We start from the raw sequence: 24,301 nt of genomic DNA on the forward strand, positions 1-24,301 counted from the left end.
TTATTTCGCCCCTCAAGCACAGCGCCATCGCGGCGCTTGACGGCAAGCGGCGCCAGAACTTGAGGGTAAAAAAAGCGAAATTTCGGGATTTTTTGGGACCGTGGCGCTGGCTGCGCATGGCCTCAAGCATGTGTTTTTGATAAAACGTGATGGCCGCACAAGGCGACAAGCAAGGGAGACGCTGTAGTATCCTGCTCATATTGCCCAAAAACATTGATTATTTCGGAATACTTACATGGATGACAGCGACACCACACCCGAGCAGGAAGCTGCGCGCATCAACGTCTTTGCCCACATGGCGCTCGGGATCGGGGTGATGTTGCCGCTGGTGGCGGCGCTGAACCGGATTGGCGACATCCATCTTGCCGGGCGCTTCCTCGGCGCCAGCGCGCTCGGGGTGTTGATTTTGCTGGGGCTGCTGAAATTGATCCTGAAAGACCATGCGCCGGTCGGCGTGGCCTGGGCCAAGCTGGGAATCGGGATCGTGCTGGTCGTGTTGGGGATCCGGCAAATCAACAGCGCCGAGCGCGACCTGCACGCCATCAAGCAGGCGGCGCGCCAGGTGGTCGCCACCATGAACGAGAAGGAAGACCCCGGGCCGGCGGCGGCGCCCGCCACCAGTGAGGAGGCGCGCCAGATCGTGGCGGTCGTGAACGGCGTCAACGCCTTGCTCAAACGGCAGATGGCGCAAACCGATTTATTGAATAAAGAGTTCGAAAAAGTCGACATGGGCGATACGCTCACGCCGTCGAGCCTGACGACGCGCACGGGGATCGACGGGTCGCGCCGCAAGCTGGTGCGTTTTGGCGAGCTGGTCGGACAGCGCGACCGCCTGCTCGCCGATTCGGCCGCCGAGGGGCGGCAGTTTTTGCTGACGGCAAAAGTGCCGGAGCACTATCGGGCTCCCGCATTGGCCAACGCCACCAAGGTGGCTAAACAGACCCTCGGCCTGAGTGCGGAATTGTCCGCGGTGCAAAAGGAATTCATCAAGCAGATGAGCACCATGCTCGACTTTTCCCAAGCGCAGCTTGGCAGGACGGTGATGCAGAAAGGCGACTTGATGTTTGCCGGCGAGCGTGAGCTTGCCACCTACCGCAGACTGGCGGTGGCGATCGACAAGACCGGCGCGCGCGAAGAAGCCATCGTCGCCAGATTCAATGCTCATGTTCAACAACTGAAAGACAATGCCAACAATAAATTCAAGACTCTCTGAAGCCCGCGCTTCACGCCAACACCGGGGTCTCAACACCGGGGTCTGGTCTCAACACCGGGGTCTGACCTCTGACTTGAAACATTGTGGCATCAAGCAAACCTCCTTGGCCGCGCGTGTGTGCGCGTCGCCTTGTCGGCTTGTCGAAACCGCCGTTACTGTGAGTTCAACACCACAAACTGTGAAATGTTTCGAATCAGAGGTCAGACCCCGAATTACGGCCGATCCACTCATCAAGGGGACGAGCGTCGCGCGCTACACCGGGGTCAGAGCTTTAATGTGAAACATTGTGACATCGGGAGCGGCGCGGTGCACGCCAACCCGCGCGCTGCCGCTATGCGTGGGGCGAGACAAGCATGGCTGTCAGTTCCACGCTACAAATTGTGAAATGTTTCGAATTAAAGCTCTGACCCCGGTTGTTGGATCAGCCCCTTGCGTCGGCAACAAACTCCACCAACGTATGATCCTCGCCCGCCAGTTCCTCTTCAATGAGGGGAACGATACGTGCCCAGTCGCCTCCGGCCAGACCGGCGCCGATCTTCGGATGGCCGATCCGCTTGCCCTTGAACCTGGCTTTGACCGCCTTCATCACGCCGGCGATGGCCGCATAATCGGCTTTGTTGCCTTCGCCGCGCCAGTGACATTGCGTGTAGCCGTTGACGACAATGAAGCTCCGCCCGTCCCGATGGATTTCCGCGACAGAGATCGTCCCGAGTTTCGCCATGTCGCCTTTGGCGCTCGCCTGGTCGGCCGCAAACGCTTCCGGAAAGAGCCGTTTGATCGACAGCGCAATGCCCTTGCCCATCTGGCACTGGCAATTGCAGCCGTGGACGATGACGTCGAAGGCGCCGTCGAGAGCAAGCTGGAGGAGGTCGCCGGTAAGTGTCTTCATTGTTTTTCACGTCATCATTGATCAGGCCGCGTTTGCGCAGCGGGTCGTCGATTGTACGCGAATAGCAAACGAGAAATGTTTCGAGTTAAAGCTCTGACCCCGGTTGAAAAACGTTTCAGCGGCGGAAGAAGTCGTCGATCAGGGGCCGCTTGGCCGCTTTGATGGTCAGTTCGCCCGCCATGCCGGCGAACACCATGCACTCGCCCGGCGTGTCGCGGTTGATCACGCCCGTGCCTTGCGACACCGCCGTGTTGGCGCCAATCCGGCAGCGGCCGATGATGGCGCTGTTGGGATACAGAATCACGCCATCGCCCAACACCGGGGCCACGCCGTGGTTCTTGCCGACTGTGCAATTTTGGTACAGCACCAGGTAGTTGCCATACGTCGCCTTGGCCAGCACGATCCCCACCGAGTGCCCGATAAAAAACACGTCCGGCATGGCGATCTCGTAAAACAGGTCGATGCCGTTGAGCGCCTTGTTGAGCAGGAACAGGCGCGTCGCTACGCCCAGCGCTTCTTCGCCACGGTCTGCACGCCAGATCGTATTCGACAAAAAGTACAAATACTGGCAGTACTGGCTTGAATTGAAGTGATTGAATTGCCCTTGCGGCCACATTTTCACCTTGTCGATGCAGGCCTGCAGGCGCGTCATGGCCGCGTCCCAATGGCGCGCGATGATGCCTTGCAGCACGGCCGGGTCCATGCCCGGAAAAAACGTGCCCACCTGCTGGCAGGTGTACGGGATCAGGTGTTCGTGCGCCATGGCGCGCCTTATCCCGGCGCCTGGTAGCGCATGTAGACCAGCGCCGGCGCATCCTCGCCGGCCGCCGGGTCTTCGGTCCAGGTGACTTGCCCGCCGGCGCTGCTGCTGGCCAGCGGTACGCGCTTGACTTCACTAAAGCCTGCCTTCCGGTAAAACGCCACCGCCGGGTTGTCGGAGCGCACCCGCACCCAGGCATCGGGCAGGCCCAGGCCCACATGCGCCCAGTGCAGCAGCGCTTGCAACGCGGCCGTCATCAAGCCCTTGCGGCACTCGCCGCCGCGTACGATGGCGTCCGCTTCCACGTAACCCTTGTCCCAATCGATGAAGCCGAGCCCCACGTGCCCGACCGGGCGGCCGTCGAGGGTGTCGACCATGAACAGGATCTTGCCCGGATCGCGCGCGACCGCCGTGGCCAGCCAGTTGGCGGTGCGCGTTTCGTGCGAGTCGAACTCGGTCAGGAAGGACTTGACGAAGCGGTTGCGCCATTCGCTGAGCAGGCGCGCGTCCGTCAGGTTGATGCGCTCGCTGGCGGTGGCGATCGGGCGCAGCAGGGCTTCGACCGGCCGCCCCACGGGTATGACCAGGTCGGCCCCGGCGCCGGCCGCCTGCTTCCAGGCGGCAAACAGGGCTTGCCCGTTCATGCCGCTCATGCTGTTTTAGCCGCGAAATACATCCCGATCTGGCGGCACACTTCGTCAACCAGGGCCAGGTCCATGCGCGAGTGCAGCGGCAAGGACAGGATTTCATTGCCGACCCGGTCGGTCACGCTCAGGTCGCCCGCGCGGCAGTTTTTCCACAGGGAGAACCAGTGCCCCGGTTGCCAGTGGATGCCGGTGTCGACCCCGTTGCCCTTCAAAAACTTGCGCAGCTCGTCGCGGTCTCCGGCCGGCACGCGGATGTAGTACAGAAAAGGGTTGACGTCGCTAAAGTCGGTCAGCGGCGTGCGCACCTGGTCGATCCCGGCCAGCAGGGCGTTGTACTTGATGCAGGCCTCGCGCCGGCTGCTGGCGATCAAGTCCAGCTTGGAGAGCTGGGCCAGTCCGATGGCGGCGTGCATATTGAGCATGTGGTAGCGGTAGCCGACGCGCTCGACATCGAAGGTCCAGGCGCGCTGGTTCTGGTACATGACCGAGGCCGGCTGCTGCATGCCGAGCAGGCGCAGTTCGTGCACCATGGCCAGTTCTTCCTTGGTCTTGACGACGATGGTGCCGCCGTCGAGGCAGGTGATGGTTTTGACCGGGTCGTGGCTGAATACGCAGATGTCCGAAAAACTGCCGACCGGCTTGCCCTTGTAGAGGGAGCCGAAGGAGTGCGCGGCATCATGGATCACGCGCAGCTTGTGGGTGGCGGCAAATTCAGCAATCTCGTCGTGATCGCAGAGGATGCAGTCGTAATCCATCACGATAATGGCTTTTGTCTTGGGCGTGACGAGCGTGGCGGCTTGTTTCATGTCGATCGCCAGGGTCTCGTCGAGGCAGTCGCAGAAGACGATCTCGGCCCCCACCCATGAAATGGCCTGGAAGTCGGCCGAGCAGTTGAACGAGGATACGATGACTTCGTCGCCCGGGCCGACGCCGGCGATGAGCAAGGCCACGTGCAGCCCGGCGGTGCCGGTACTGAGGGCGGCGACGTAGCGCTCTTCGGTGCCGAGGATTTCCTTGACCTTGTTTTCGAACCCGGACACGTAGCTGCCCATGCCGAGCCAGCCCATTTCGAGCGATTCACGGCTGGCGTCGATTTCTTCTTTTTCGATCAGCGGCTTAAAAACGGGAATCATGGCGTTCCTTCACAGGGAAGTTAAGAGGTAAGGCCGGCCAAGGTCGGCCAAGCCCGGTCATTGTCGGCGATCGTGCGCGTAGCGCAGGGCGGCCAGGGAATGTTGAGGGCCGCATCGTCCCAGCGCAGACCGCGCGCGGAAGCGGGGCGGAACGGCGCGCTCATCTGATACAGGACTTCGGTGCCGGCCTGCAGGCTCTGGAAGCCATGCGCCATGCCGGCGGGAAGATATAACTGGCGGCGGTTCTCGGCCGACAGTTCGGCATGGAATGCCTTGCCATAGGTGGCCGAGCCTGGCCGCACGTCGACGATGACGTCAAAAACCGCGCCGCGCGTAACCCGCACCAGCTTGATTTCTTGATCCGGCGCGATCTGGAAGTGCAAGCCGCGCAAGGTGCCGGCGCGCGGATTCCAGGACACGCTTTGCTGCACGAAATGGCTCACCAGGCCGTCCCGCGCGAACTCGTCTGCGCAGACGGTGCGCGCGAACAGGCCGCGCTCGTCCTCGACCGGGTCGATGTCGATGAGAAACGCGCCGGCCAGCGGTGTCGGGGTCAATCGCATCAGGCCACCACCTGGATGTGCGGGTTAGCCAGCAGGAATTGCCCGCCCCAGTCGCGGATACCGGCCATCTGGCCCATCAATTCGTCCTTGATATTCCACGGCAGGATCAAGAGGTAGTCGGGACGCGTCTCGAATACGGCGTGCGGCGCGCGCACCGGGATGCGGCTGCCCGGCAGCAGCTTGCCTTGCTTGGCGGGATTGCTGTCGACCACGTAGTCGATGATGTCGGCGCCGATGCCGCAGTAGTTGAGCAGGGTGTTGCCCTTGGCGGCCGCGCCGTAGGCGGCGATGGTCTTGCCCTGGTCCTTGGCGTCGATCAAAAAGCGTTGCAGCGCGCGCTTGGTGGCGCGCATGCGCTCGCCAAAGCCGGTGTAGGTGTCCAGGCGCATGAGGCCGGCCGCCTGTTCCTGTTCCAGGCAAGCGGCGACCTGCGCCGTGGTGGCGTGCGCCGCCCCTGGCAGGCAGGCGTGCACGCGCAGGCTGCCGCCGTGGGTAGTCAAGTGCTCGATGTCGAACACGCGCAGGCCGGCGCGCGCGAACACGGGCATCAAGGCGGTCAGGGATAAATACGCATAGTGTTCGTGGTAAATCGTGTCGAACTGCTGGTCGGCGATCAGGCGCAGCAGGTGGGGGAATTCCAGGGTGGCCACCGCTTGCCGCTTCATCACGGCCGGCATGGCGCCGACGAAGTCGTGCAGGTCGGGCACATGGGCCAGCACGTTGTTGCCCAGTAAAAGGTCGACCTGTTCGCCCTGCGCCGCCAGCGCGCTTGCCGTGGCGCGGTTGAAGAACAGTTCGCGCGTGTCGATGCCGCGTGCGCGCGCCGCCGCCGCCGTATTGCCGCTCGGTTCGATGCCGATGCAGGCAATGCCCGCTTGCTGGAAGTATTGCAGCAGGTAGCCGTCGTTGCTGGCGATTTCCATCACGCGGCTGGACCCGTTCAAGCCAAGCCGCGCCGTCATCTGTTCGACGTAGGCGCGCGCGTGCGCCAGCCAGCTGCTCGAAAATGAGGAGAAATATACGTAGTTGGCGTGGAAATGCAGTTCGGCGCGGGTGGCGTCGGCCAGTTGCACCAGCCAGCACCCGGCGCACACCATGGCGTGCAGCGGATAGAACATCTCGCCCTCGGCGGCCTGGTCCGGCTCGACAAAGGCGTTCGACACGGGCGAGAGGCCCAGGTCGGCAAAGCTGTGGTGCAGCGGTGCGCCGCAAGCGCGGCAGGAGCGGGCTGGTGTCGTCATGCGCAGAAATGCTCCAGTTGTTGTTCGGTAAAGGCACGCATGTCGCGCTCTTCGTGGGCGGCGGCGTACCAGGCGGCCGTCTGTTCGATGCCGGTCGCCAGCGGCCAGCGCACTTGCCAGTCGAGCTCGTGGCGCGCCTTGCTTGAATCGAGGTAGAGCAGGGCGGCTTCCCGGGCGGCGTGCTGGTCGCCGTCGAGGCGCCATGCCAGCTGCGGCCAGTGGGTTTGCAAGCGGCCCAGGAGAGTCGCGACCGACAGGTTGTCGGCGGCGTCGGGGCCGAAGTTGTAGGCGCCGGCGCAGGAGGCGTCGCCGGCCAGCAGGCGCGCGGCCAGCAGCAGGTAGCCGTGCAGCGGTTCGAGCACGTGCTGCCACGGGCGGGTGGCGTTGGGACTCCTCACCGGCAGCGCGCCGCCTTCTTGCATGGCGCGCACGGCGTCGGGAATCAGGCGGTCCGCGCTCCAGTCGCCGCCGCCGATCACGTTGCCCGCGCGCGCGGTGGCGATCAGCGGGCCGTTTTCGCTAAAGAAACTGCTGCGGTAGCTGTGCGCCACCAGTTCGGCGCCGGCCTTGCTGGCGCTGTACGGATCATGCCCGCCGAGGCGGTCGTTTTCGCGGTAGCCCCAGGGCCAGTGCTGGTTCTCGTAGCATTTGTCGGTGGTTACCACCAGCGCGGCGCGCACGCTCGGGCAGGCGCGCAGCGCTTCGAGCACGTGCACGGTGCCCATCACGTTGGTCGACCAGGTCGTTACCGGGTCGGCGTAGCTGTGGCGCACCAGCGCCTGGGCCGCCAGGTGCAGCACCAGTTCGGGCGCGGCCTGGGTCATGGCGGCGCCCAGGGCGGCCTGGTCGCGCACGTCGGCGATGTGGTGGCGCGCCAGGGTGTCGCCCACGCGGGCTAAGCCGAACATGCTGGGCGTGCCGGACGGGGCCAGCGCATAGCCGGTCACGCGCGCGCCCAGCCGCGCCAAAAACAGGCACAGCCAGGCGCCCTTGAAGCCGGTGTGGCCGGTGACGAACACGCGCCGCCCGTGGAACGCGTGCGCGAGCGCGTGCATGCCGCTCACGCCCAGACCTTCCATGGCGCCGTGCCCGACTGCCACATTTCTTCGAGCATGTTCTTTTCGCGCAGGGTGTCCATCGGTTGCCAGAAGCCGGCGTGCTCGTACGCCATCAGCTGGTTTTGCGCGGCCAGCGCCTGCATCGGTTCGACTTCCCAGCTGCAATCGTCGCCGTCGATCAGGTCGACCACGTCCGGTTGCAGCACGAAAAAGCCGCCGTTGATCCAGCCGCCGTCGCCCTGCGGTTTTTCCATGAAGGCGGTGACGGCGTCGCCCTGGCGCACCAGCGCGCCGTAGCGTCCGGGCGGCTGCACGGCGGCCACGGTCGCCAGGCGGCCGTGGGCGCGGTGAAAGGCGATTTCGGCCGCGATGTCGATGTCGGCCACGCCGTCGCCGTAGGTGAAGCAGAAGGGTTTACCCGGTTCCAGGTATTCGCGCACGCGCTTCAGGCGCCCGCCGGTGAGGGTGTCGGCGCCGGTGTCGACCAGGGTCACGCGCCACGGTTCGGCGTGCCGTTCGTGCACTTCCATGCGGTTGTTCTGCATGTCGAAGGTAACGTCCGACATGTGGAGAAAATAGTTGGAAAAGAATTCCTTGATCAGGTAACCTTTGTAGCCGACGCAGATGATGAACTCGTTCACGCCGTGGTGCGAGAACACTTTCATGATGTGCCAGAGCATGGGTTTGCCGCCGATTTCGATCATCGGTTTCGGCTTCAGATGGCTTTCTTCGAGAATCCGCGTGCCGAGCCCGCCGGCCAGGATGACGGCTTTCATGCCTGCACTCCTTCACCGCTGTCGCACCCGCTGTTGCACCACTTTGCCCACATGCCCCGGTACGCATCTTCCAGGTGATGGGTGAAGCGCGCCATGTCCATCAGGGCACTGGCGCGGGTGCGCTCGCGCAGGCCGTCGCGCAGGCGACGCAGGCGCGCCGGGTCGCGCGCGATGTCCACCGCGATGGCGACATACGCCGCCTCGTCCTCGCCGATCAGTTCGTCAAGGCCGCCGTTGTGCAGGATCGTCACGCCCAGGCGCGAAATGAAATTGCTGCCGGCCAGGGTCACAAAAGGCACGCCCATCCACAGGGTGTCGAAGCTGGTGGTGCCGCCGTTGCACGGGAACGGGTCGAGCGCGATGTCGATCCGGTTGTACAGCACGAACTGGTTCTTGCGGTCGTTGGCGATCAGGACCAGGCGCGCCGGGTCGATGCCCAGGCGCGCAAAGCGCTGTTCGACGCCGTCGCGCATGCCGGGGTTGTCCAGGCCGAGAATTTCGAGCATCAGGCGCGACTCGGGCACTTGCGCGAGAATCGCGGCCCACAGCACGATGGTCGGGTCGCTCACCTTGGCGTAATTGTTGAAGCAGCCGAAGGTGAGATAGCCATTGTCCTGGCACGGCGGATGGTCGATCACGGCCGGGCTGTTGGCGTGCGCGGCGTAGCAGCAAAACACTTCCGGCAGGCGCCACAGGGTTTCCACGTTGACGTGCTCGCTCTGGCCCGGCGGCTCGGCCCAGGCGTCGGTCAGGCGGTAATCCATGCTGGTAAGGCCGGTGGTGGACGGGTAGCCGATGTAGGTCAGCTGCACCGGCGCCGGCTTGCGGGCGAAGGCCAGCAGGCGGTTGCCGGACGTGTGGCCGGCCAGGTCGACCAGGATGTCGATGCCGTCGGCGTGGATGCGCTCGGCCAGCTGCTGGTCGGACATGTTGCGGCACGGTATCCAGTGGTCGGCGTCGGCCTGGATGCGGGCCGTGAATTGGTCGTTGATCACGTGGCTGTAGTAGCAGAACACCTCGACCTGGGCCTTGTCGTGGCGCGCCAGGATCGGTTCGATGAAGAACGCGACCGCGTGGCGCCGGAAGTCGGGCGAGACGTAGCCGATTTTCAGGCGCTTGGCGGGGTCGCGCCCGGGCGCATGGACGAAGCGCTCGGCCGCCAGGCTTGGCTCGAACTGGGCGGCGAAGCGCAGGTGCAGCTCGAACAATTGTTGCTCGGTGATGCCGGCCGCGTACTGCATCGACAGCAGCAGGTTGTTATGGGCCGCCGCGTAGTTGGGCGCGATCGCGATGGCGCGCTCGTACATCTGGCGCGAGGCGTCGGGTTTACCCTGGTCTTTCAATGCGCTGCCGAGGTTGTTGTAGGCTTCGGCGAAGCTGTCGCGCAGGCTGATCGCTTTTTCGAAGGCGGCCACGGCTTCGTCGAAGCGGCCGCGTTCCTTGAAGGCCACGCCGAGGTTGTTCCAGGCGTCGGCAAATTCCGGCTTGCGCGCAATCGCCTGTTCGAACGAGGCGATCGCTTCGACCGTGCGGTCCATATTGGCAAAGGCCACGCCCAGGTTGAAGTGGGCGGCGGCGCTGTCGGGCCACATGGCCAGGGTTTTTTCGCACCAGTGAAGCGCTTGCACATGGCGTTGCAGGTCGGCGTTGGTCAGCGCCAGCATGGCGTAGGGGTCGGCGTATTCCGGTTTCAGGTACACCGCGTTCTCGAAACAGACCAGCGCTTCTTCCAGGCGGTAGTCGGCCTTGTAGGCGACGCCCAGGTTGCAGTACGCTTCGGCGTAGCCGGGACGCACGGTGACGGCGTGCTGGAAGCATTCGATCGCTGGCCCGACCTGTTGCTGGTCGAGCAGGGCGCCGCCGAGGTTGTTGAGCGCTTCGGCAAAATCGGGCGCCAGCGCCAGCGCGGCCTGGTAGGCGGCAACCGCGTCGTCGAGCCGCCCCAGTTCCTTGAGCGCGATGCCCATGTTGTTGTACGGCTGGGGCAGGCGCGGATCGAGCGCCAGTGCGCGCCGGTAGCAGGCCACGGCCTCGTCCAGCAGGCCCTGGTGCTGGCGCGTCACGCCGAGGTTGTAGTGGGCCGCGGCCAGGTCCGGCCGCAGCGCCAGCGCGGCGTCGAAATGCCCGGCCGACAGCGCCCATTGTTCCTGCTGCTGGTACAGCGAGCCCAGGTTGTTGTGCACTTCGGCAAAGCCGGGCTGGAGTTCCAGCGCCTTGACGTAGCAGACCTGGGCTTCGTCCAGGTTGCCCATCAGTTTCAGGGTGTCGCCCAGGTTGCTGTAGGCCTCGGCATGCTCGGGCTGCAGCGCCAGCACCGCCAGGTAGCTGGAGAGGGCGTCGGGCAGGCGGCCGTCGTCGCGCAGGGCGTGGCCGAGCAGGAGGTGGGCTTCGATATTGTCCGGCTGCCCTTGCAGCAGGCGCGCGTAACTCGCTTGCAGCGCGGGCAGCAGGTCGAGGGCGCGGTAGCTGGCGTCGAGCGCGACGTAATACGGCGCGCGGCCCGGTTCCTTGTCGATCGCGCGTTGCAGCGCGTCGATGGCGTCGGCGTGGCGTGCGCCTTGCTGGTAGAGCAGGGCCAGCAGGTGCAGGGCTTCAGCCTTGCCGTCGAGCTTGCGGTACAGCGCTTCCGCCTGCTCCAGCCGTCCCGCCCGGTGATGCTCCATGGCCAGGGCGAGGGGGGAGGGGGGAGCGTAGGAAGCGGTTTTTTTCATGGGCGTGCTCAGTTCCTCAGTCGGGCAAGGGCGGTCAGTCGGCGATCACGACCCGGTTCTTGCCGGTTTGCTTGGCCTGGTACATGGCTTTGTCGGCGCGCCGCACCAGGCTGGCCTGGTCTTCGTTGGGGCTGCGCAGGGCCACGCCGGCGGAAAAGGTGATCAGCACTTTTTCGTTATCGTGCAGGAAAAAATGCTTGGTCAGGTCGCGTTGCAGGCGCGTCATGGTCAGCGAGGCCGCTTCGACCGTGGTTTCCGGCAGCAGGATCAAGAATTCCTCGCCGCCGAAGCGGGCGATCACATCCATCGAGCGGATGGTTTCCTTGACAATCTTGACCAGGTGCTTGAGCGCGTTGTCGCCGGCCAGGTGGCCGTAGGTATCGTTGAGGCGCTTGAAGTCGTCCAGGTCGAGCATGGCGATGCACAGCGGGGTGCCGCGGCGGTCCGAGCGCGCCGTTTCGCGCTCGAAAATATCGTCCAGGCCGCGCCGGTTCAGGCTGCCCGTCAACTGGTCTTCGCGCACCAGTTCGCTCATGTGCTGGAGCTTCGCTTCCAGGGTGTGGATGCGCTGCTCGGCTTCCTGCACTTCCTGGCGCGCCAGCACCATGCGGTCGCGCGACTTGAGCGCTTCGGTCTGCACCAGGCGCGTTTCGCGCAGCACTTCTTCGAGGATGATGTTCAGTTCGGCAATATTGTCGGTATGGCTGATCTTTTCGGAAAAGCTGCCGATCTTTTCGTGGAAGTCGCCGGTCGTGGTGGCCACGGAACTCAAGCGGTCGATGAAGGTGAGCATCATGTTCTTGACCGTCAGCTTGACGTCCGACAGGCTGTGCTTGAGCTGGCTCTGCTTGTAGATGACTTCTTTCAGGCCGCGGGTGGCGTCTTCCAGCGCGCGCTGGTCGATCGGGCCGGCAATGAGTTCCTGCACCGAATCGATCTGGCCGCGCAGCCAGCTGTCGTCGTCGAGCAGTTCGCTGACGTTTTCCAGCAGCAGCTTGAACAGGCGCAGCAGCAATTCCTGCTGTTCGCCGACGTCGCCGCTTTTGACATCGATCTGGTAGCACAACTGCTTGAGGCGCACGCTGACATCGTTCAGGGCGTCCTCGCTGGTGGCCACCTTGACGGCGGCGCCGAGCGCTTCGGCTTCGACCATCAGGGCCGGGGTGTCGGCCAGCAGCGAGGCGACCGCGACGCTCAGGGTGCGGCTGAGCAGGTCGCGCAAGACCTTGGCGTCGGGCGCGTCGGACAGGGCCGACAGCGAGGCCAGCTCGATGCCGCCGCCCTTGCGCAAGTGTTTTTCGAGCAGCTGGTTCAGGTTGCGCGCATAGCCATCCCAGTCGCGCGTCTTGACGGCGCGCGCGAAGCGGCGGCCGAAGTCGGCCAGTTCGCCCGGCGTTTCGCTCAACTTGCTGGCGAAGTCGCCCAGCACGTTTTCGGCGCCGGCGTCGGGCGCGGCCTCGGGGGCGGCGGCCTCGGGGGCGCGCGCCGGCGCCGGGGTGTCCGCGATGCCGGCGATCTCGTTATAGATTTCGCGGTAGGCTTCCGGGGTCGGCGCGATGCGGCGCGTGGCCAGGCGACGGAAGGCTTCGCGCGCGATATCAGCCGGATTTTGCGCGGCGGGATTCTGGGCGGCGGTGGGCGGAGTTGTAGCCATGTAGAACAGTGCCTCGGTCAGGTTCGGCGATGATGTGCCAATGATAAGCTTGTTTGTTTCCTGCCATCTCTGGAAAAGAGCGGATAAAGCATCTTACTCCAGAGCATTAAGCTGGCGTGCGGCGCTGGAAAATACTTATTCGATCAACTGGTTTTTGATCGCATAGTGCGTCAATTCGGCACTGTTTTTCAGTTTCATCTTGACAAGCAGGCGCGAGCGGTATTCGCTGATGGTCTTTACCGACAGCGACAATTCCTTGGCGATCGCGCCCACCGTCTTGCCCGAGGCGATCATGGTCAGGGTCTGGTATTCGCGGTCGGACAAGGTGTCGTGCAGCGGCGTGTCGTGGTTTTCGCCGACCGCGCTGGCCAGTTCCTGGGCCAGCGCCGCGCTGACGTACTTTTGCCCGCCGGCGACCTGGCGGATGGCGGTGACCAGTTCGCGCGGGGCGCTCTGCTTGGTCAGGTAGCCGGCCGCGCCGGCTTTGAGCGAGCGGATCGCGTACTGGTCTTCGCGGTGCATCGACAGCATCAGCACGGCCAGTTCGGGATGCTCCTTCTTGACCAGCTTGAGCACCTCGATGCCGCTGCGGTCGGGCAGGGAAATATCGAGCAGCATCACGTGGCACCTGGCCTTGCGGATGTGCTTGATCGCCTCGACCCCATCCTCGGCCTCGCCGGCGACGATGATGTCGGGCGACTCGGCCAGGATTTGTTTCAAGCCCTCGCGCACGATCGCGTGATCGTCGGCGATGAATACCCGGATGATGGCGTTGTCGGTCATTGCTGCTTCTTTACTTTACTTGGTGGCGTCGGGCGCCGCCGCGTCGGCCTCGGCGCCCTGATCCGCCATTATCGTCGTTTTGGCCGAACTGAGCCTGATTTTGATGCTCACCACCGTGCCGCCGCCGGGGGCGTGCGCCAGGGTCATGGTGCCGCCCAGCGCCTGGGCCCGTTCGCTCATGCCGCGCAGGCCGAACGATTGCGGCTTGTGGCGGTCGGCCTGGGCGATGCCGGCGCCGTTGTCGGTGATCGTCAAGACAATGTGCTGGCGCAGCAATTGCAGGCGCACGGCAACCCGGCTCGCGTGCGCATGCTTGGCGATATTGGTCAGCGCTTCCTGGAAAATCCGGAACAGCGCGGTCGCATGGTCCAGGTGCAGGTCGATTTCCTTGTCGGTGCAGGCAAAGCTGCAGGCGATGCCGTTCTGCTTTTCGAATTCCTTGATCTGCCATTCGAGCGCGGCATTGATCCCGAAGTCGAGCATCGAGGGGCGCAAGTCGAGCGAAATACGGTGCACCGCGTCGATGGTGCGGTCGACCAGCGCCTCGACATAGGCGGCCCGCTCGGCCAGCTGCGGCTGGTCGGGCGGCAGGCGCTGGGTCAGCATCATCAGGGCCATCTTGATGGCGGTCAGGTTGCCGCCCAGGTCATCGTGGATTTCGCGCGCGATGCGGGTGCGCTCCTGTTCCTTGACATGCTCCATGTGCGCGGCCAGCTCGGCCAGGCGGGCGCGCGAACGCGTCACTTCCAGCTGTTCGAGCTTGCTGGCGGTGATGTTGGTCATCACCCCTTCCCAGTGCACGCTGCCGGGATGGTCGGCCATGGCGCGCGGGGACGAGCGCAGGTTGATCCATTTCTGGTCCTTGTATTCGTGGATCCAGACCCGCCCTTCCCAGTTCCAGCCCGCCAGGCTGGCGGCCGAGGCATGCATGGCGTCGAGGTAGCTCTTGCGGTCTTCCGGCACGATCAGCTCGATGAAGCGCTGCGGTTCGGCCTGCAGTTCGGCGGCGGACAGGCCGAGCAGGGCGGCGCAGCCGTCGCTGACGTAGGGAAAGGCCACGCGGCCATCCGCATGCAGCTCGAACTGGTACACCAGCGCCGGGGTGTTGCTGACGAACGCTTTCATGGCGTGGGCGATGGTGGGGGGAACGGGGCTCATCTAAGTGTCGGCGGAAGAAACGATGGCTGGAATCATACGGTAAAACCGGGCTGGGCCGCATTTCCTTGCTCCCCATCCATGTAGCACATTTATACAACACAATTTGACAATTCAATTTGACTACCGGGAATCATTTCTATAAAACAATGTCTTTACACTTTTTCATAACAGGCACATTCCATGGCAAATTCCATCGTTGGCGATAACAGCAGAAACATCTTGTGGGGTACCCCGGGCGCGGATGTTATCGACGGCAGAGGCGGCGACGACGATCTGTATGGCATGGAAGGCAACGATACCCTGATCGGCGAAGGCGGCCACGACGTCCTGGACGGCGGCGACGGCAACGACCAGCTGTACGGCATGGACGGCAACGATGCTCTCAGCGGCGGCAACGGCGACGATTTTCTTTCCGGCGGCGCCGGCGACGATAGCGCCAGGCCCGGCGCCGGGCACGACCAGGTCGAGCTCGGCGAAGGCCGCAACCTGCTGTATTTCGGGCGCGACAACGGCCTGGTGACCTTGCTGTCCGGCCCGGTCTACGCCGACAACACCATCATGATGGCGCCCGACGTGCGCCCGGACCAGGTGAGCGTGTCGCTGCAGGGCCAGTACCAGTTCCTGGTGCGCATCGCCGGCAGCGACGCGATCCTGGAAATGCGCATCATGCCGGACCCCGCCCTGCTGCGCGTGCCGGCCCAGATCCGCTTCGCCGACGGCACCAGCTGGGATCGGGAAACTTTGCTGGCGATGACGCTGGCGCCGGTCGTCAACGGCGACGAGGGCGACAATGAAATGCTGGGCGACCCCGTGCGCGACGACAAGCTCGACGGCAAGGGCGGCAACGACCGCCTGACCGGGCTGGGCGGTGACGACGTGCTCGCCGGCGGCACAGGCAACGACACCCTCGATGGCGGCGACGGCGACGACACCCTCGACGGCGACGCCGGCGACGACGTGCTGAACGGCGGCGCGGGCCGCGACCTGCTCAGCGGCGGCGCCGGCAACAACCTGCTGGCCGGCGGCGCCGGCGACGATATCTATCTGTTCGCCGGTGGCGCAGGCGTGTCGGTCGTCGACGACGCCGCCCGCCCGGACGGCACGCCAGGCAATGTACTGCGCTTCGCCGCGGGCGTCTATCCCAACCAGGTCCAGGTGGTCAATACGGGCGACGCGCGCCATCTGTATGACGGCAGGGGCGGCCAGGTCACCCTGCTCAACCAGGGCGCCGGTGTCAGCTGGGTCGAGTTTGCCGACGGCAGCATCAAGACCATCGCCCAGTTGAGCGAGCGCGCGCCGGTGCTCACCATGCCGCTGTCCGACGCCGCCGCCAGCGCCGACATCGGGTTCACGCTGCAGCTGTCGGCCAGCCACTTTTTCGACCCCGACGCGGGCGACGTGCCGAGCTACACGGCGCTGCGCGCCGACGGCGCCGAACTGCCGGCGTGGCTGCGCTTCGACGCCGCCAGCCGCACCTTCAGCGGCACGCCGGGCCTGGCCGACATGGGCGTGTTTGACATAAAAGTGGTCGCGACCGACCGCAGCGCGCAGTCGGCCAGCGACATTTTCCGCCTGACCGTCAACGGGCCGAACGTGGCGCCGGTGGTGGTGGCGGCCAGCGCCGGCGCCAGCGTGGCCGAAGGCGCGGCCTTTTCGCTGCCGGCGCCGCTGTTTGCCGACCCCAACCCGAACGATACGCTGGCCGTCGTGCTCACGCGCGCCGACGGCAGCGCCGCGCCGGCATGGATGGCCTACGATGCGGCCAGCGGCAAGATCAGCGGCACGCCCGGCTTCCAGGACAGCGGCAGCTACCAGCTCAAGGCCAGCGCGACCGACCGGGGCGGCTTGAGCACATCGAGCGAGTTTGGCATCGTGGTGCTCGACGTCAACCGCGCGCCGGTGCTGACCAAGGGCTTGCCCGACTTTAGCGCGGTGTCCGGGCATATTTTCGGCCTCACGCTCGGCGCGCGCATGTTTTCGGACCCCGACAGCGGCGATGTGCTGACCCTGTCGGCCTCGCTGGCCGGCAATGCGCCCTTGCCGTCATGGCTGCATTTCGCGCCGCATCCGACCGTCGGTGGCAGCTTCACCGGTTTCCCGGCCAGCGCCGACGTCGGCACGTACGAGCTGGTCATCACCGCCACCGACAAGCAAGGCTTGCGCATCAGCGACAGCGCGCGCATGACGGTCGAGCAGAACCTGGCGCCGGTGTATGCCGGCGGCGGCGCCAACGCCACGCTGGCCGAGGGCGGCAATTTTTACCTGCGTCCGGCCGCCTTTACCGATCCGAACCAGTTCGACGCCGTGAGCCTGAGCGTGACGCGCGCCGACGGCAGCGCACTGCCATCATGGATGGCTTACGACGTGCGCAACAACTACCTGAGCGGCAGCGCCGGCTACGACGACAGCGGCACCTATGCGCTGAAGGTCACGGCCACCGACCTGGGCGGCCTGACGACGTCGCACCCCTTCGCTGTGATCGTCGCCAACACCAACCGCGCGCCAGTGCTGGCCGGCGCGCTCGCGCCCTTGACGGTGACCGAAGGCGTACCGTTCAGCTACAGCTTGCCGGCGGCAAGCTTTACCGACCCGGATGCGGGCGACGTCGGCGTCTACAGCGCCGCGCAACTGCCGGCATGGCTGGCGTTCGATGCCGCCACCCGCACGTTTTCCGGCACCCCGGTCTTGGGCGAGGGCGGCGCCAGCGTCGCCGTGCGCTACACCGACGCCGGCGGCCTGGCGGCGACGGCCACCCTGGCCCTGAACATCGGCCAGGGCGCGAGCCTGACCCTGACCGGCAGCGCCGCCGCCGACACCCTCACCGGCAAGTCGAACAAGGACACCTTGTACGGGCTGGGCGGGGACGACACGCTTGACGGCGGCCTCGGCGCCGACACCCTGGTCGGCGGCGCGGGCAACGACAGCTACCTGGTCGACCAGGCGTTCGACGTGGTGAGCGAAGGCGCCGGCGCGGGCGCCGACAGCATCCACAGCAGCGTGAGTTACAGCCTGCCCGCGAACGTGGAACACCTGATCCTGACCGGCAGCGCTCCCATCGACGCCACCGGCAACACGCTCAACAACACGCTCAGCGGGAATGCCGGCGCCAACGTGCTCAATGGCGGCGCGGGCGGCGACGTCATGATCGGCGGCGGCGGCGACGACACGTATTACGTCGACAGCACCAGCGACGTGACGACCGAAATGGCGAACGGCGGTCTCGATCAGCTGTTCAGCTTGGTTAACAGGACCTTGGCCGTCCACGTCGAAGTGCTGACCCTGACGGGCACGGCGCCCATCAACGGCACCGGCAATACAGGTAACAACCTGATCGTCGGCAATAGCGCGGCGAACGCCATGAACGGCTTGGCCGGCTACGACCTGCTGCTGGGCGGCGCCGGTAACGATACGCTGACCGACAACGGGACCGAGGCCAATCTGTTCAGCGGCGGCAGCGGCGCCGATACGCTGGTCGGGGGCGCTGCCAGGGAACTGTTCATCGGTGGCGCCGGCAACGACAGCATCAATGGGCAGCAGGGGGCCGACGTGCACGTCTTTAACCGGGGCGATGGCCAGGATGTCCTGAGCGCCGTGGGCGCCAGCGACGACACGCTCTCGCTGGGCCACGGCATCGCGTTCGCCGGCCTGGCCCTGAAAAAGGTCGGTGCCGAGCTGGTCCTGACAATGGGCGCGGGCGACCAGATCACCTTCAAGAACTGGTATGGCAACAGCGGCGCCAGCGTCTCGACCCTGCAGGTGGTCACCGCCGGCGGCGTCGATTACCAGCCAGGTTCGGCCAGTGCGATCCACGACAACAAGGTCGAGCTGTTCGACTTTGCCGGCCTGGTCGGCCAGTTCAACCAGGCGCGCCTGGCCAACCCGTCCTTGACCAGCTGGAACATGGCGGCCTCGCTGGCGGCGTTCTCGCGCGGCGGCAGCGACACGGCCGCCATCGGCGGCGACCTGGCCTATCACTACGCGGTGGACGGCAACCTGGCGGCGCTGGGCATGAACGCGGCCCTGACCATCATCGGCAGCGCGAGCTTCGGCGGCATGCAGCCGCTGCTCGCTGGTGGGGCGCTGGTGGACGGTTCGCCGATGCTGTACTAGCCAGCCCGTGCGGCGGGGAGACGCGCTACACTGGCGTCATGAAAAAACGCCTGTTCTCCCTGCTGTTTTGCCTGTGCGCCCAGCTGTGCCAGGCGGCCGACGCCCGTTTCACGGTGGTGACGGTCGACCCGGCGCGGCAAGACCTGCGCCTGTTCCTGTACGACGAGGCGGGACAGCCCTTCATGGGCTTCGCCCGCCTGCAGGCGTGGTTGCAGGGGCGCAAGCAGCGCCTGGTATTTGCCGTCAACGCCGGCATGTACCATCCGGGCTTCGCCCCGGTGGGCCTGCATGTGGAAAACGGCAAGCAACTGGCGCCGCTGAACCTGGATGATGGCAAGGGCAATTTCTTCATGAAGCCGAATGGCGTGTTCATGCTGGGCAAGGCCGGACCGGCGGTGCTCGAATCGTCGGCTTATCCATCGTACGCGGCCAAGGCCGTGGAGGTGCGCCTGGCCACCCAGTCCGGTCCGATGCTGGTGATCGATGGCCAACTGCATCCCCGCTTCGACCCGGCATCGCCGTCGCGCTACGTGCGCAACGGCGTCGGCGTGGTCGATGGCAAGGCGATTTTTGTGATCAGCAACGTGCCGGTCACCTTCCACGAATTGGCCACCTACTTCCGCGACACGTTGCATTGCAAGAATGCACTCTACCTGGACGGCTCGATCTCGAGCCTGTTCTCAAGCGCACTCGGGCGCGCAGACGGCGCCGCGCCGCTGGGACCGATACTCGGCGTGCTGGAGTAACGATACCCGGCGGGCGCGGCGGACCTGGCAATCAGGCTTTGCGTGCCTGGCCGCGCCGCTTCCCGCGCGCGACGCCGCCGAGCACCAGCAGGCCGGCCAGCAGCATGCCATACGTCTCCGGTTCAGGCACCGGCGAGGTGTTCTGATCGGTGTAGAAGGAGGCGGAGGTGCCGGCCGCGAGCACGCCAGTCCCGATCGCCGCTCCCGTATCGAGCACGCCCAGCAGCAGTTCGCTGCGCGCCCCGGCGCTGGTCGACAGCGTGGTGGAGAACGATTCGTAGCCCCTGACCCCATCGATGGTGGTTTCGAAACCGCCGCCCAGGGTGGCGTTAGCGGCCGTGTCCTTGATCCCGTTGTCTTGCACGAAGACCTCGGCCTCGGCCGAGAACAGCAGCCGGGTCGAGGGCGACAAGGTAAAGTGCAGCCTCTGGTTGGTGGAGACGAAAGAGGTCCACTCGGGCAGGGACGTGTTGATATGCATCTCGGAACGCATGCTGGTCGGCCCGTTGTGCGTGCTGGCGCCGCCGTAAGTGAACGGCTTGTTGACGGTCTCGAAGCGGTTCGAATAACCGGTCTCGTCGATGCCTGGATCGGAAGAGAAGAAGCTGAGGTAGCCGCTGGCGCTGGTGCTGAAGAAGTCAATGCTCGGGCTGATGTTGTCGGTCAGGTCGAGGTCGATCAGCTGGAACTTGATGTTTTTCAGGCTGGCGGAAGCGTTGCCATTCGCGGCATGGGCCGGTGCGCAGGCCAGCAGGCCGGCGGCAAGCAGGCCGCCAACGATCTTGAGTGGATGGGCAAGCATGGGATTCTTTCGATGAGGATGGCGCTTTCCGGCCGTGGCGGCCGGGTCGGAATGGTTGGGGCGGTGCCGCTTCATGCGGCCGGGGCTGCGGCGGCCTTGCGGCGGCGGCGCGCCACGGCGCCCACCACGGCGGCGCCGGCCAGCAGCATGGCGTAGGTGGACGGTTCCGGAACCGGCGGGGTCACTCCCATCAGGATGGTGTTGGCGTCGAACGAGAATTGGCCGTTGCGTTGCGTGGCATCCGATCTCAGCGAGCCGTACAGATTGATGGTGGCCGAGGCATTTCTGTTATTGACCTCGTAGGACTTGTCGAATTGTCTATACTCCTTGCCATTCGCGTCCAAAAGATACGCCCGCATAGCGATACGACTGTCATTTCCCTCCAAGCCGCCTTCACGTTGCTGCGCGATCTTGCCGACGGCGGTGAAGATCAACTCGGTATTCGGGCTCAGGATGAACTCGCCGACGCGCTTGCCATAGTTGCTGTATTCGTGACGAAGCTTATCCACAGGCACGGAATGGTCGAGGCTGACGTGCGAGAGCAGGGCGGTATCGGACAGTGTGCCGCCGGCCGAGCCGAACTGCGTCACGATCGAGGTCGTTCCCGATGCGCTGATTTGCTGGGTTTGCCCGTCGCCGGTGGTGGACAGCCAACGGGTGTCCACGCCGAAGGTGATCGAGGGATCGACGCCATCGTTCAGGTCGAGATCGACGAGCCGGTACTGGAATTGCTCGATGCTGGCGCTCGAGGTGCTGGTGTTGGCCTGGGCGGGCGCCCAGGCGGCGGCCAGCGCGGCCAGTGCGCACAGGGTGCGTTTGTTGAAATACGGGTGCATGCTTGCCTTTTGGGAGGTTGGCTGCCGACAATCAGCAGGATGTTAACCAGAATACATGGAATATTGTCATTTCCGTATGCCTTTTATGTAACACTGCATGCATGCCATGCCGCGCGCGGCGTGCCCGGCAATCAGGCCATGCGTGCCTGGTCGCGCCGCTTGCCGCATGCGACGCCGCCGAGCGCCAGCAGGCCGGCTGCGAACAGCCCGGCGACGATCTTGGATGGATGGGCAAGCATACAATTGTTTCGATGAGGATGGCGCTGTCCGGCCATGGCGGCCGGGACGGAATGGTTGGGGCGGGGCTGGTTCATGCCGCCCGTGCGGCAGCGGCCTTGCGGCGGCGCGCCACGGCCCCAAGCATGAAGGTGCCGGCCAGCAGCATGGCGTAGGTGGACGGCTCCGGAACGGTGCTGACCGGTTCCGCCAGGACAGTGAAGGCGTCGAGCGAGAATTCGCCCCTGCGTTGCTGCGCATCCGATATCAGCGAGCCGTACAAATTGATGGTGGCCCAGCCATCACTGGCATTCACGTCGTAGGACTTGTTGAACTGGTGAGTCCAGGAGCCGTTCGCGTCCAACAGATGCGCCGACATGCTGATCCTCGCTTCGGCCCAGACGAACGGGACACCAAGGTGCTGCGCGATCCGGCCGACGCCGGTGAAGATCAGCTCGGTATTCGGGCTCAGAATGAACTCGGTGGCGCGGTTGCTCTGGCTGCCGTACGTGTGGTAGCTGTCATGCAGCGCCAGATGGTCGACGCTGGTGTGCGAGAGCAGGGCGGTATCGGACAGCGTGCCGCCGGCCGAGCCGAACTGTGTCACGATCGAGGTGCTTCCCGATTCGCTGCGGGTGTCGACTTGCCCGTCGCCTTCGCTACGTACGAAACGGCTGTCCGTGCCGAAGGTGATCGAGGGAGCGATGCCATCGTTCAGGTCGAGGTCGACGAGGCGGAACTGGAATTGCTCGATGCTGGCGGACGAGGTGCTGGTGTTGGCCTGGGCGGGCGCCCAGGCGGCGACCAGGGCGGCCAGTGCGCACAAGGTGCGTTTGTTGAAATGCGGGTGCATGCTTGCCTTTGGGGGTTGGCTGCCGTGGATCGGCAGGATGTTAATCAGAATACATGGCATATTGTCAGTTCCGAATGCTTTTTTTGTAACACCGCATGCGTGTCATGCCGCGCGGCTCCTCGCCACCCAAAAAGCGCACGTCGAAGCCGCAGCCCCGGCCGGCCAGGCCGGCGACGATCCGGACCTCGCCCCGCATGCGGGCGCAAGCTTGCCTGACAATCGCCAGGCCCAGGCCGGAGCCTGGGGCATCGTGTCCGCGCCCCCGGTAAAAGCGCTCGAAAATGTGCTGGCGCTGGTCTGGCGCAATGCCGGGTCCGTCGTCGGCGATCGACAGCACCAGGTCGGCGCCGTCGCGCCGCAGGCCGACCTGCACACAGCCGCCGGGCGGGACATAGCGCAGGCTGTTCTCGAGCAGGTTGCTGACGATCGAGTGAAAAGCGGCCACTTCCACCGGCCAGTCCAGCTGGTCGGGCGCATCGAGCGACAGGTCCATGCGGCGCGCCAGGGCGAGCCTCATGTGCTGCGCCAACAATTGGCGCACGCTGTCGGCCACATCGACCAGTTCGAGCGTGGCGGGCGCCATCTCGTCGAGCGTGGCCAGTTCGAGCAGTTGGCCGGTCAGGTGCGATGCGCGCGCAATGGCCAGGTTCAGATGCTCCTGCGCTTGCCGGCGTTCGCCCGGATCGGTCGCGCGCGCAATGACGTGCGCCTGGGTCGAGATCACCGCCATCGGCGTGCGCAGTTCGTGCGCCGCATCCTCGATGAAGGCGCGTTCGCGCTGCGCCTTGCCGCGCAGGCTGGCCAGCAGTTGGTCGAAAGCGGCCACCAGCGGGCGCAACTCGCTGTAGTTCGGATCCATGCCGATCGGCGAGAGGTCGTCGCGCCGGCGCGCCGCCACGCGCTCGGCCAGCAGCCGCAAGGGGCGCAAGCCCTGATGCACGGCCAGCCACAAGGGCAACAAGACGCACGGCAGGGAAATGAGCAGGTAGGGAACCAGTCCGCGTCCCAGGCCGCCCAGCGTGGCCGTGCGCGCCGGCTTGGGTTCGGCGATGCGCAGCGACCAGGCGGGCGCGGCCCGCTCATATACCCAGAAGGCGTCGTCCGCGCCGGCTGGCGGCGCCGGGCTTGCCTGGGCGAGCGAGGAATAGATCAGGTGGCCACGGTGGTCGCGCAGCTCGAACACCAGCTCGCCCGGCAATTGCTTCGCCTCGTGGCGCAACAGGTTGAGCCAGGTCGCGGTGGTGGCGAGCGCCGTTGTCACCTGCTCCGGGCGCTCGAGCCTGGCAAGGGCCGCGTAGAGCGCGTTGCCGACCTTGTGCACGCCCGAATGTTGCTCGGATTCTTGCTTGAACTGGATGTATTCATAGGCCAGCAGCATGCACCACACCAGCAGGAAGGCCATGCCGAGCGCGAGCATCACGCGCCGCGCCAGGGTCGGACGCGGCCAGGCGCTCATGGCACCAGCACGTAGCCGATACCGCGCGCGGTGTGGATGCGCTCGGCGCCAATCTTGCGGCGCAGGTTAGAAATATGCACTTCAATCGCGGCGAAATCGACCGCGTCGCCGAGCGGCTCGAGCCGCTGCGACAGCGCGCCCTTGGCCACCACCGCGCCCGGTTCGCGCGCCAGTTCCAGCAACAGCTGGAATTCGCGCGGCGACAGCTTGAGCGCTTGCCCGTCGAGCTGCGCCAGATGACGGCGCGGCTCGATCGTCAGCGCGCCGACCACCCATTGCTCGCTGGCCTGGCGCGCATAACGCCGCAAGACCGCGCGCAGGCGCGAGATCAGCTCTTCGGTGGCGAAGGGCTTGACGATGACATCATCGGCGCCGCCGTCCAGGCCGGCGAGCCGGTCTTCCAGCCCGGAGCGCGCCGTCATCACAATCACCGGCACCGCGTTGGCGGCCCGGCGCCAGCGCGCCAGCAAGTCGAAACCGCAGCCATCGGGCAAGGTCAGGTCGAGCAGCACGCAGTCAAACGCTGTGTCGTGAAAACAGCGCGGCGCGTCGCCGGCGCGGCGCAGCCATTCGCTGCTGATGGCTTCGGCCTTGAGGGCGCCTTGCAGGGCGCGCCCAAAGTCCAGATCGTCTTCAATGAGGAGTAGATGCATGGGCCGATTATACCGAGCTCAACCTTAACGCCAGCCAAAGGCC

20 protein-coding genes are annotated in these 24,301 nt (G+C 65.3%); 3 read left to right on the top strand and 17 right to left on the bottom strand.

Going from position 1 to position 24,301, the window contains the following annotated elements; genetic code table 11:
• Positions 1–235 precede the first annotated feature (235 nt).
• Positions 236–1,213: a hypothetical protein gene (locus F2P46_RS26490; RefSeq protein ID WP_166895892.1), complete on the top strand. Its 978-nt coding sequence runs from the start codon at positions 236–238 to the stop codon at positions 1,211–1,213.
• A gap of 421 nt (positions 1,214–1,634) precedes the next feature.
• Here F2P46_RS26490 and F2P46_RS26495 read toward each other — a convergent pair whose 3' ends face one another.
• From F2P46_RS26495 to F2P46_RS26550, 12 genes are all read right to left on the bottom strand, one after another.
• Positions 1,635–2,102: a macro domain-containing protein gene (locus F2P46_RS26495; RefSeq protein WP_166895894.1), complete on the bottom strand. Its 468-nt coding sequence runs from the start codon at positions 2,100–2,102 to the stop codon at positions 1,635–1,637.
• A gap of 115 nt (positions 2,103–2,217) precedes the next feature.
• Positions 2,218–2,865 (bottom strand): hypothetical protein, encoded by a 648-nt coding sequence (locus F2P46_RS26500; protein ID WP_166895896.1) that lies wholly within the window; start codon positions 2,863–2,865, stop codon positions 2,218–2,220.
• Positions 2,866–2,873: 8 nt separating this feature from the next.
• Complete coding sequence (locus tag F2P46_RS26505; RefSeq protein WP_166895898.1) at positions 2,874–3,515, bottom strand: GNAT family N-acetyltransferase; 642 nt, start codon at positions 3,513–3,515, stop codon at positions 2,874–2,876.
• A complete protein-coding gene (locus tag F2P46_RS26510) occupies positions 3,512–4,642 on the bottom strand; it encodes a DegT/DnrJ/EryC1/StrS family aminotransferase (protein ID WP_166895900.1) in 1,131 nt (376 codons plus the stop codon). Before F2P46_RS26510 ends, F2P46_RS26505 begins: the two co-directional genes overlap by 4 nt.
• 20 nt (positions 4,643–4,662) lie before the next feature.
• Positions 4,663–5,205 (bottom strand): dTDP-4-dehydrorhamnose 3,5-epimerase, encoded by a 543-nt coding sequence (gene rfbC / locus F2P46_RS26515; RefSeq protein WP_166895902.1) that lies wholly within the window; start codon positions 5,203–5,205, stop codon positions 4,663–4,665.
• On the bottom strand, positions 5,205–6,446 hold the full coding sequence (locus F2P46_RS26520) for a class I SAM-dependent methyltransferase (RefSeq protein WP_166895903.1): 1,242 nt from the start codon (positions 6,444–6,446) through the stop codon (positions 5,205–5,207). The genes rfbC and F2P46_RS26520 overlap by 1 nt, the downstream gene beginning before the upstream one ends.
• Positions 6,443–7,501, bottom strand: coding sequence for a CDP-glucose 4,6-dehydratase (gene rfbG, locus F2P46_RS26525; protein WP_166895961.1), 1,059 nt, complete (start codon positions 7,499–7,501; stop codon positions 6,443–6,445). Before rfbG ends, F2P46_RS26520 begins: the two co-directional genes overlap by 4 nt.
• Before the next feature lie 5 nt (positions 7,502–7,506).
• Positions 7,507–8,280: a glucose-1-phosphate cytidylyltransferase gene (rfbF, locus tag F2P46_RS26530; protein ID WP_166895905.1), complete on the bottom strand. Its 774-nt coding sequence runs from the start codon at positions 8,278–8,280 to the stop codon at positions 7,507–7,509.
• The gene (locus tag F2P46_RS26535) at positions 8,277–10,991 is read right to left on the bottom strand and encodes a tetratricopeptide repeat protein (protein WP_166895907.1); all 2,715 of its coding nucleotides are present in this window, start codon (positions 10,989–10,991) and stop codon (positions 8,277–8,279) included. Before F2P46_RS26535 ends, rfbF begins: the two co-directional genes overlap by 4 nt.
• Positions 10,992–11,025: 34 nt before the next feature.
• Positions 11,026–12,645: a GGDEF domain-containing protein gene (locus F2P46_RS26540; RefSeq protein WP_166895909.1), complete on the bottom strand. Its 1,620-nt coding sequence runs from the start codon at positions 12,643–12,645 to the stop codon at positions 11,026–11,028.
• A gap of 135 nt (positions 12,646–12,780) precedes the next feature.
• Positions 12,781–13,428, bottom strand: coding sequence for a response regulator transcription factor (locus tag F2P46_RS26545; protein WP_166895911.1), 648 nt, complete (start codon positions 13,426–13,428; stop codon positions 12,781–12,783).
• Between the two features lie 15 nt (positions 13,429–13,443).
• Positions 13,444–14,586, bottom strand: a complete 1,143-nt coding sequence (locus F2P46_RS26550) for a sensor histidine kinase (protein ID WP_166895913.1) — start codon at positions 14,584–14,586, stop codon at positions 13,444–13,446.
• A 180-nt stretch (positions 14,587–14,766) separates the two neighbouring features.
• Between F2P46_RS26550 and F2P46_RS26555 the strand changes: the two genes are divergently transcribed.
• Complete coding sequence (locus F2P46_RS26555) at positions 14,767–18,696, top strand: putative Ig domain-containing protein (protein WP_166895915.1); 3,930 nt, start codon at positions 14,767–14,769, stop codon at positions 18,694–18,696.
• Between the two features lie 38 nt (positions 18,697–18,734).
• The gene (locus tag F2P46_RS26560; protein WP_166895917.1) at positions 18,735–19,442 is read left to right on the top strand and encodes a phosphodiester glycosidase family protein; all 708 of its coding nucleotides are present in this window, start codon (positions 18,735–18,737) and stop codon (positions 19,440–19,442) included.
• Positions 19,443–19,473: 31 nt separating this feature from the next.
• Here F2P46_RS26560 and F2P46_RS37940 read toward each other — a convergent pair whose 3' ends face one another.
• The 5 genes from F2P46_RS37940 to F2P46_RS26585 all read right to left on the bottom strand — a co-directional run bounded on the left by F2P46_RS37940 (position 19,474) and on the right by F2P46_RS26585 (position 24,258).
• Complete coding sequence (locus tag F2P46_RS37940; RefSeq protein ID WP_229509470.1) at positions 19,474–20,244, bottom strand: PEP-CTERM sorting domain-containing protein; 771 nt, start codon at positions 20,242–20,244, stop codon at positions 19,474–19,476.
• Between the two features lie 71 nt (positions 20,245–20,315).
• Positions 20,316–21,080, bottom strand: a complete 765-nt coding sequence (locus F2P46_RS37945) for a PEP-CTERM sorting domain-containing protein (RefSeq protein ID WP_229509471.1) — start codon at positions 21,078–21,080, stop codon at positions 20,316–20,318.
• Between the two features lie 310 nt (positions 21,081–21,390).
• Positions 21,391–22,149, bottom strand: a complete 759-nt coding sequence (locus tag F2P46_RS26575; protein ID WP_166895919.1) for a PEP-CTERM sorting domain-containing protein — start codon at positions 22,147–22,149, stop codon at positions 21,391–21,393.
• Between the two features lie 64 nt (positions 22,150–22,213).
• Positions 22,214–23,605 carry an ATP-binding protein gene (locus F2P46_RS26580; RefSeq protein WP_166895921.1) on the bottom strand — a complete coding sequence of 464 codons (1,392 nt, stop codon included), beginning with the start codon at positions 23,603–23,605 and terminating at the stop codon, positions 22,214–22,216.
• A complete protein-coding gene (locus F2P46_RS26585) occupies positions 23,602–24,258 on the bottom strand; it encodes a response regulator transcription factor (RefSeq protein ID WP_166895923.1) in 657 nt (218 codons plus the stop codon). Before F2P46_RS26585 ends, F2P46_RS26580 begins: the two co-directional genes overlap by 4 nt.
• Positions 24,259–24,301 lie beyond the last annotated feature (43 nt).

The organism is Massilia sp. CCM 8734 (genome assembly GCF_011682155.1).
Classification (GTDB): domain Bacteria; phylum Pseudomonadota; class Gammaproteobacteria; order Burkholderiales; family Burkholderiaceae_D; genus Telluria_A; species Telluria_A rubra.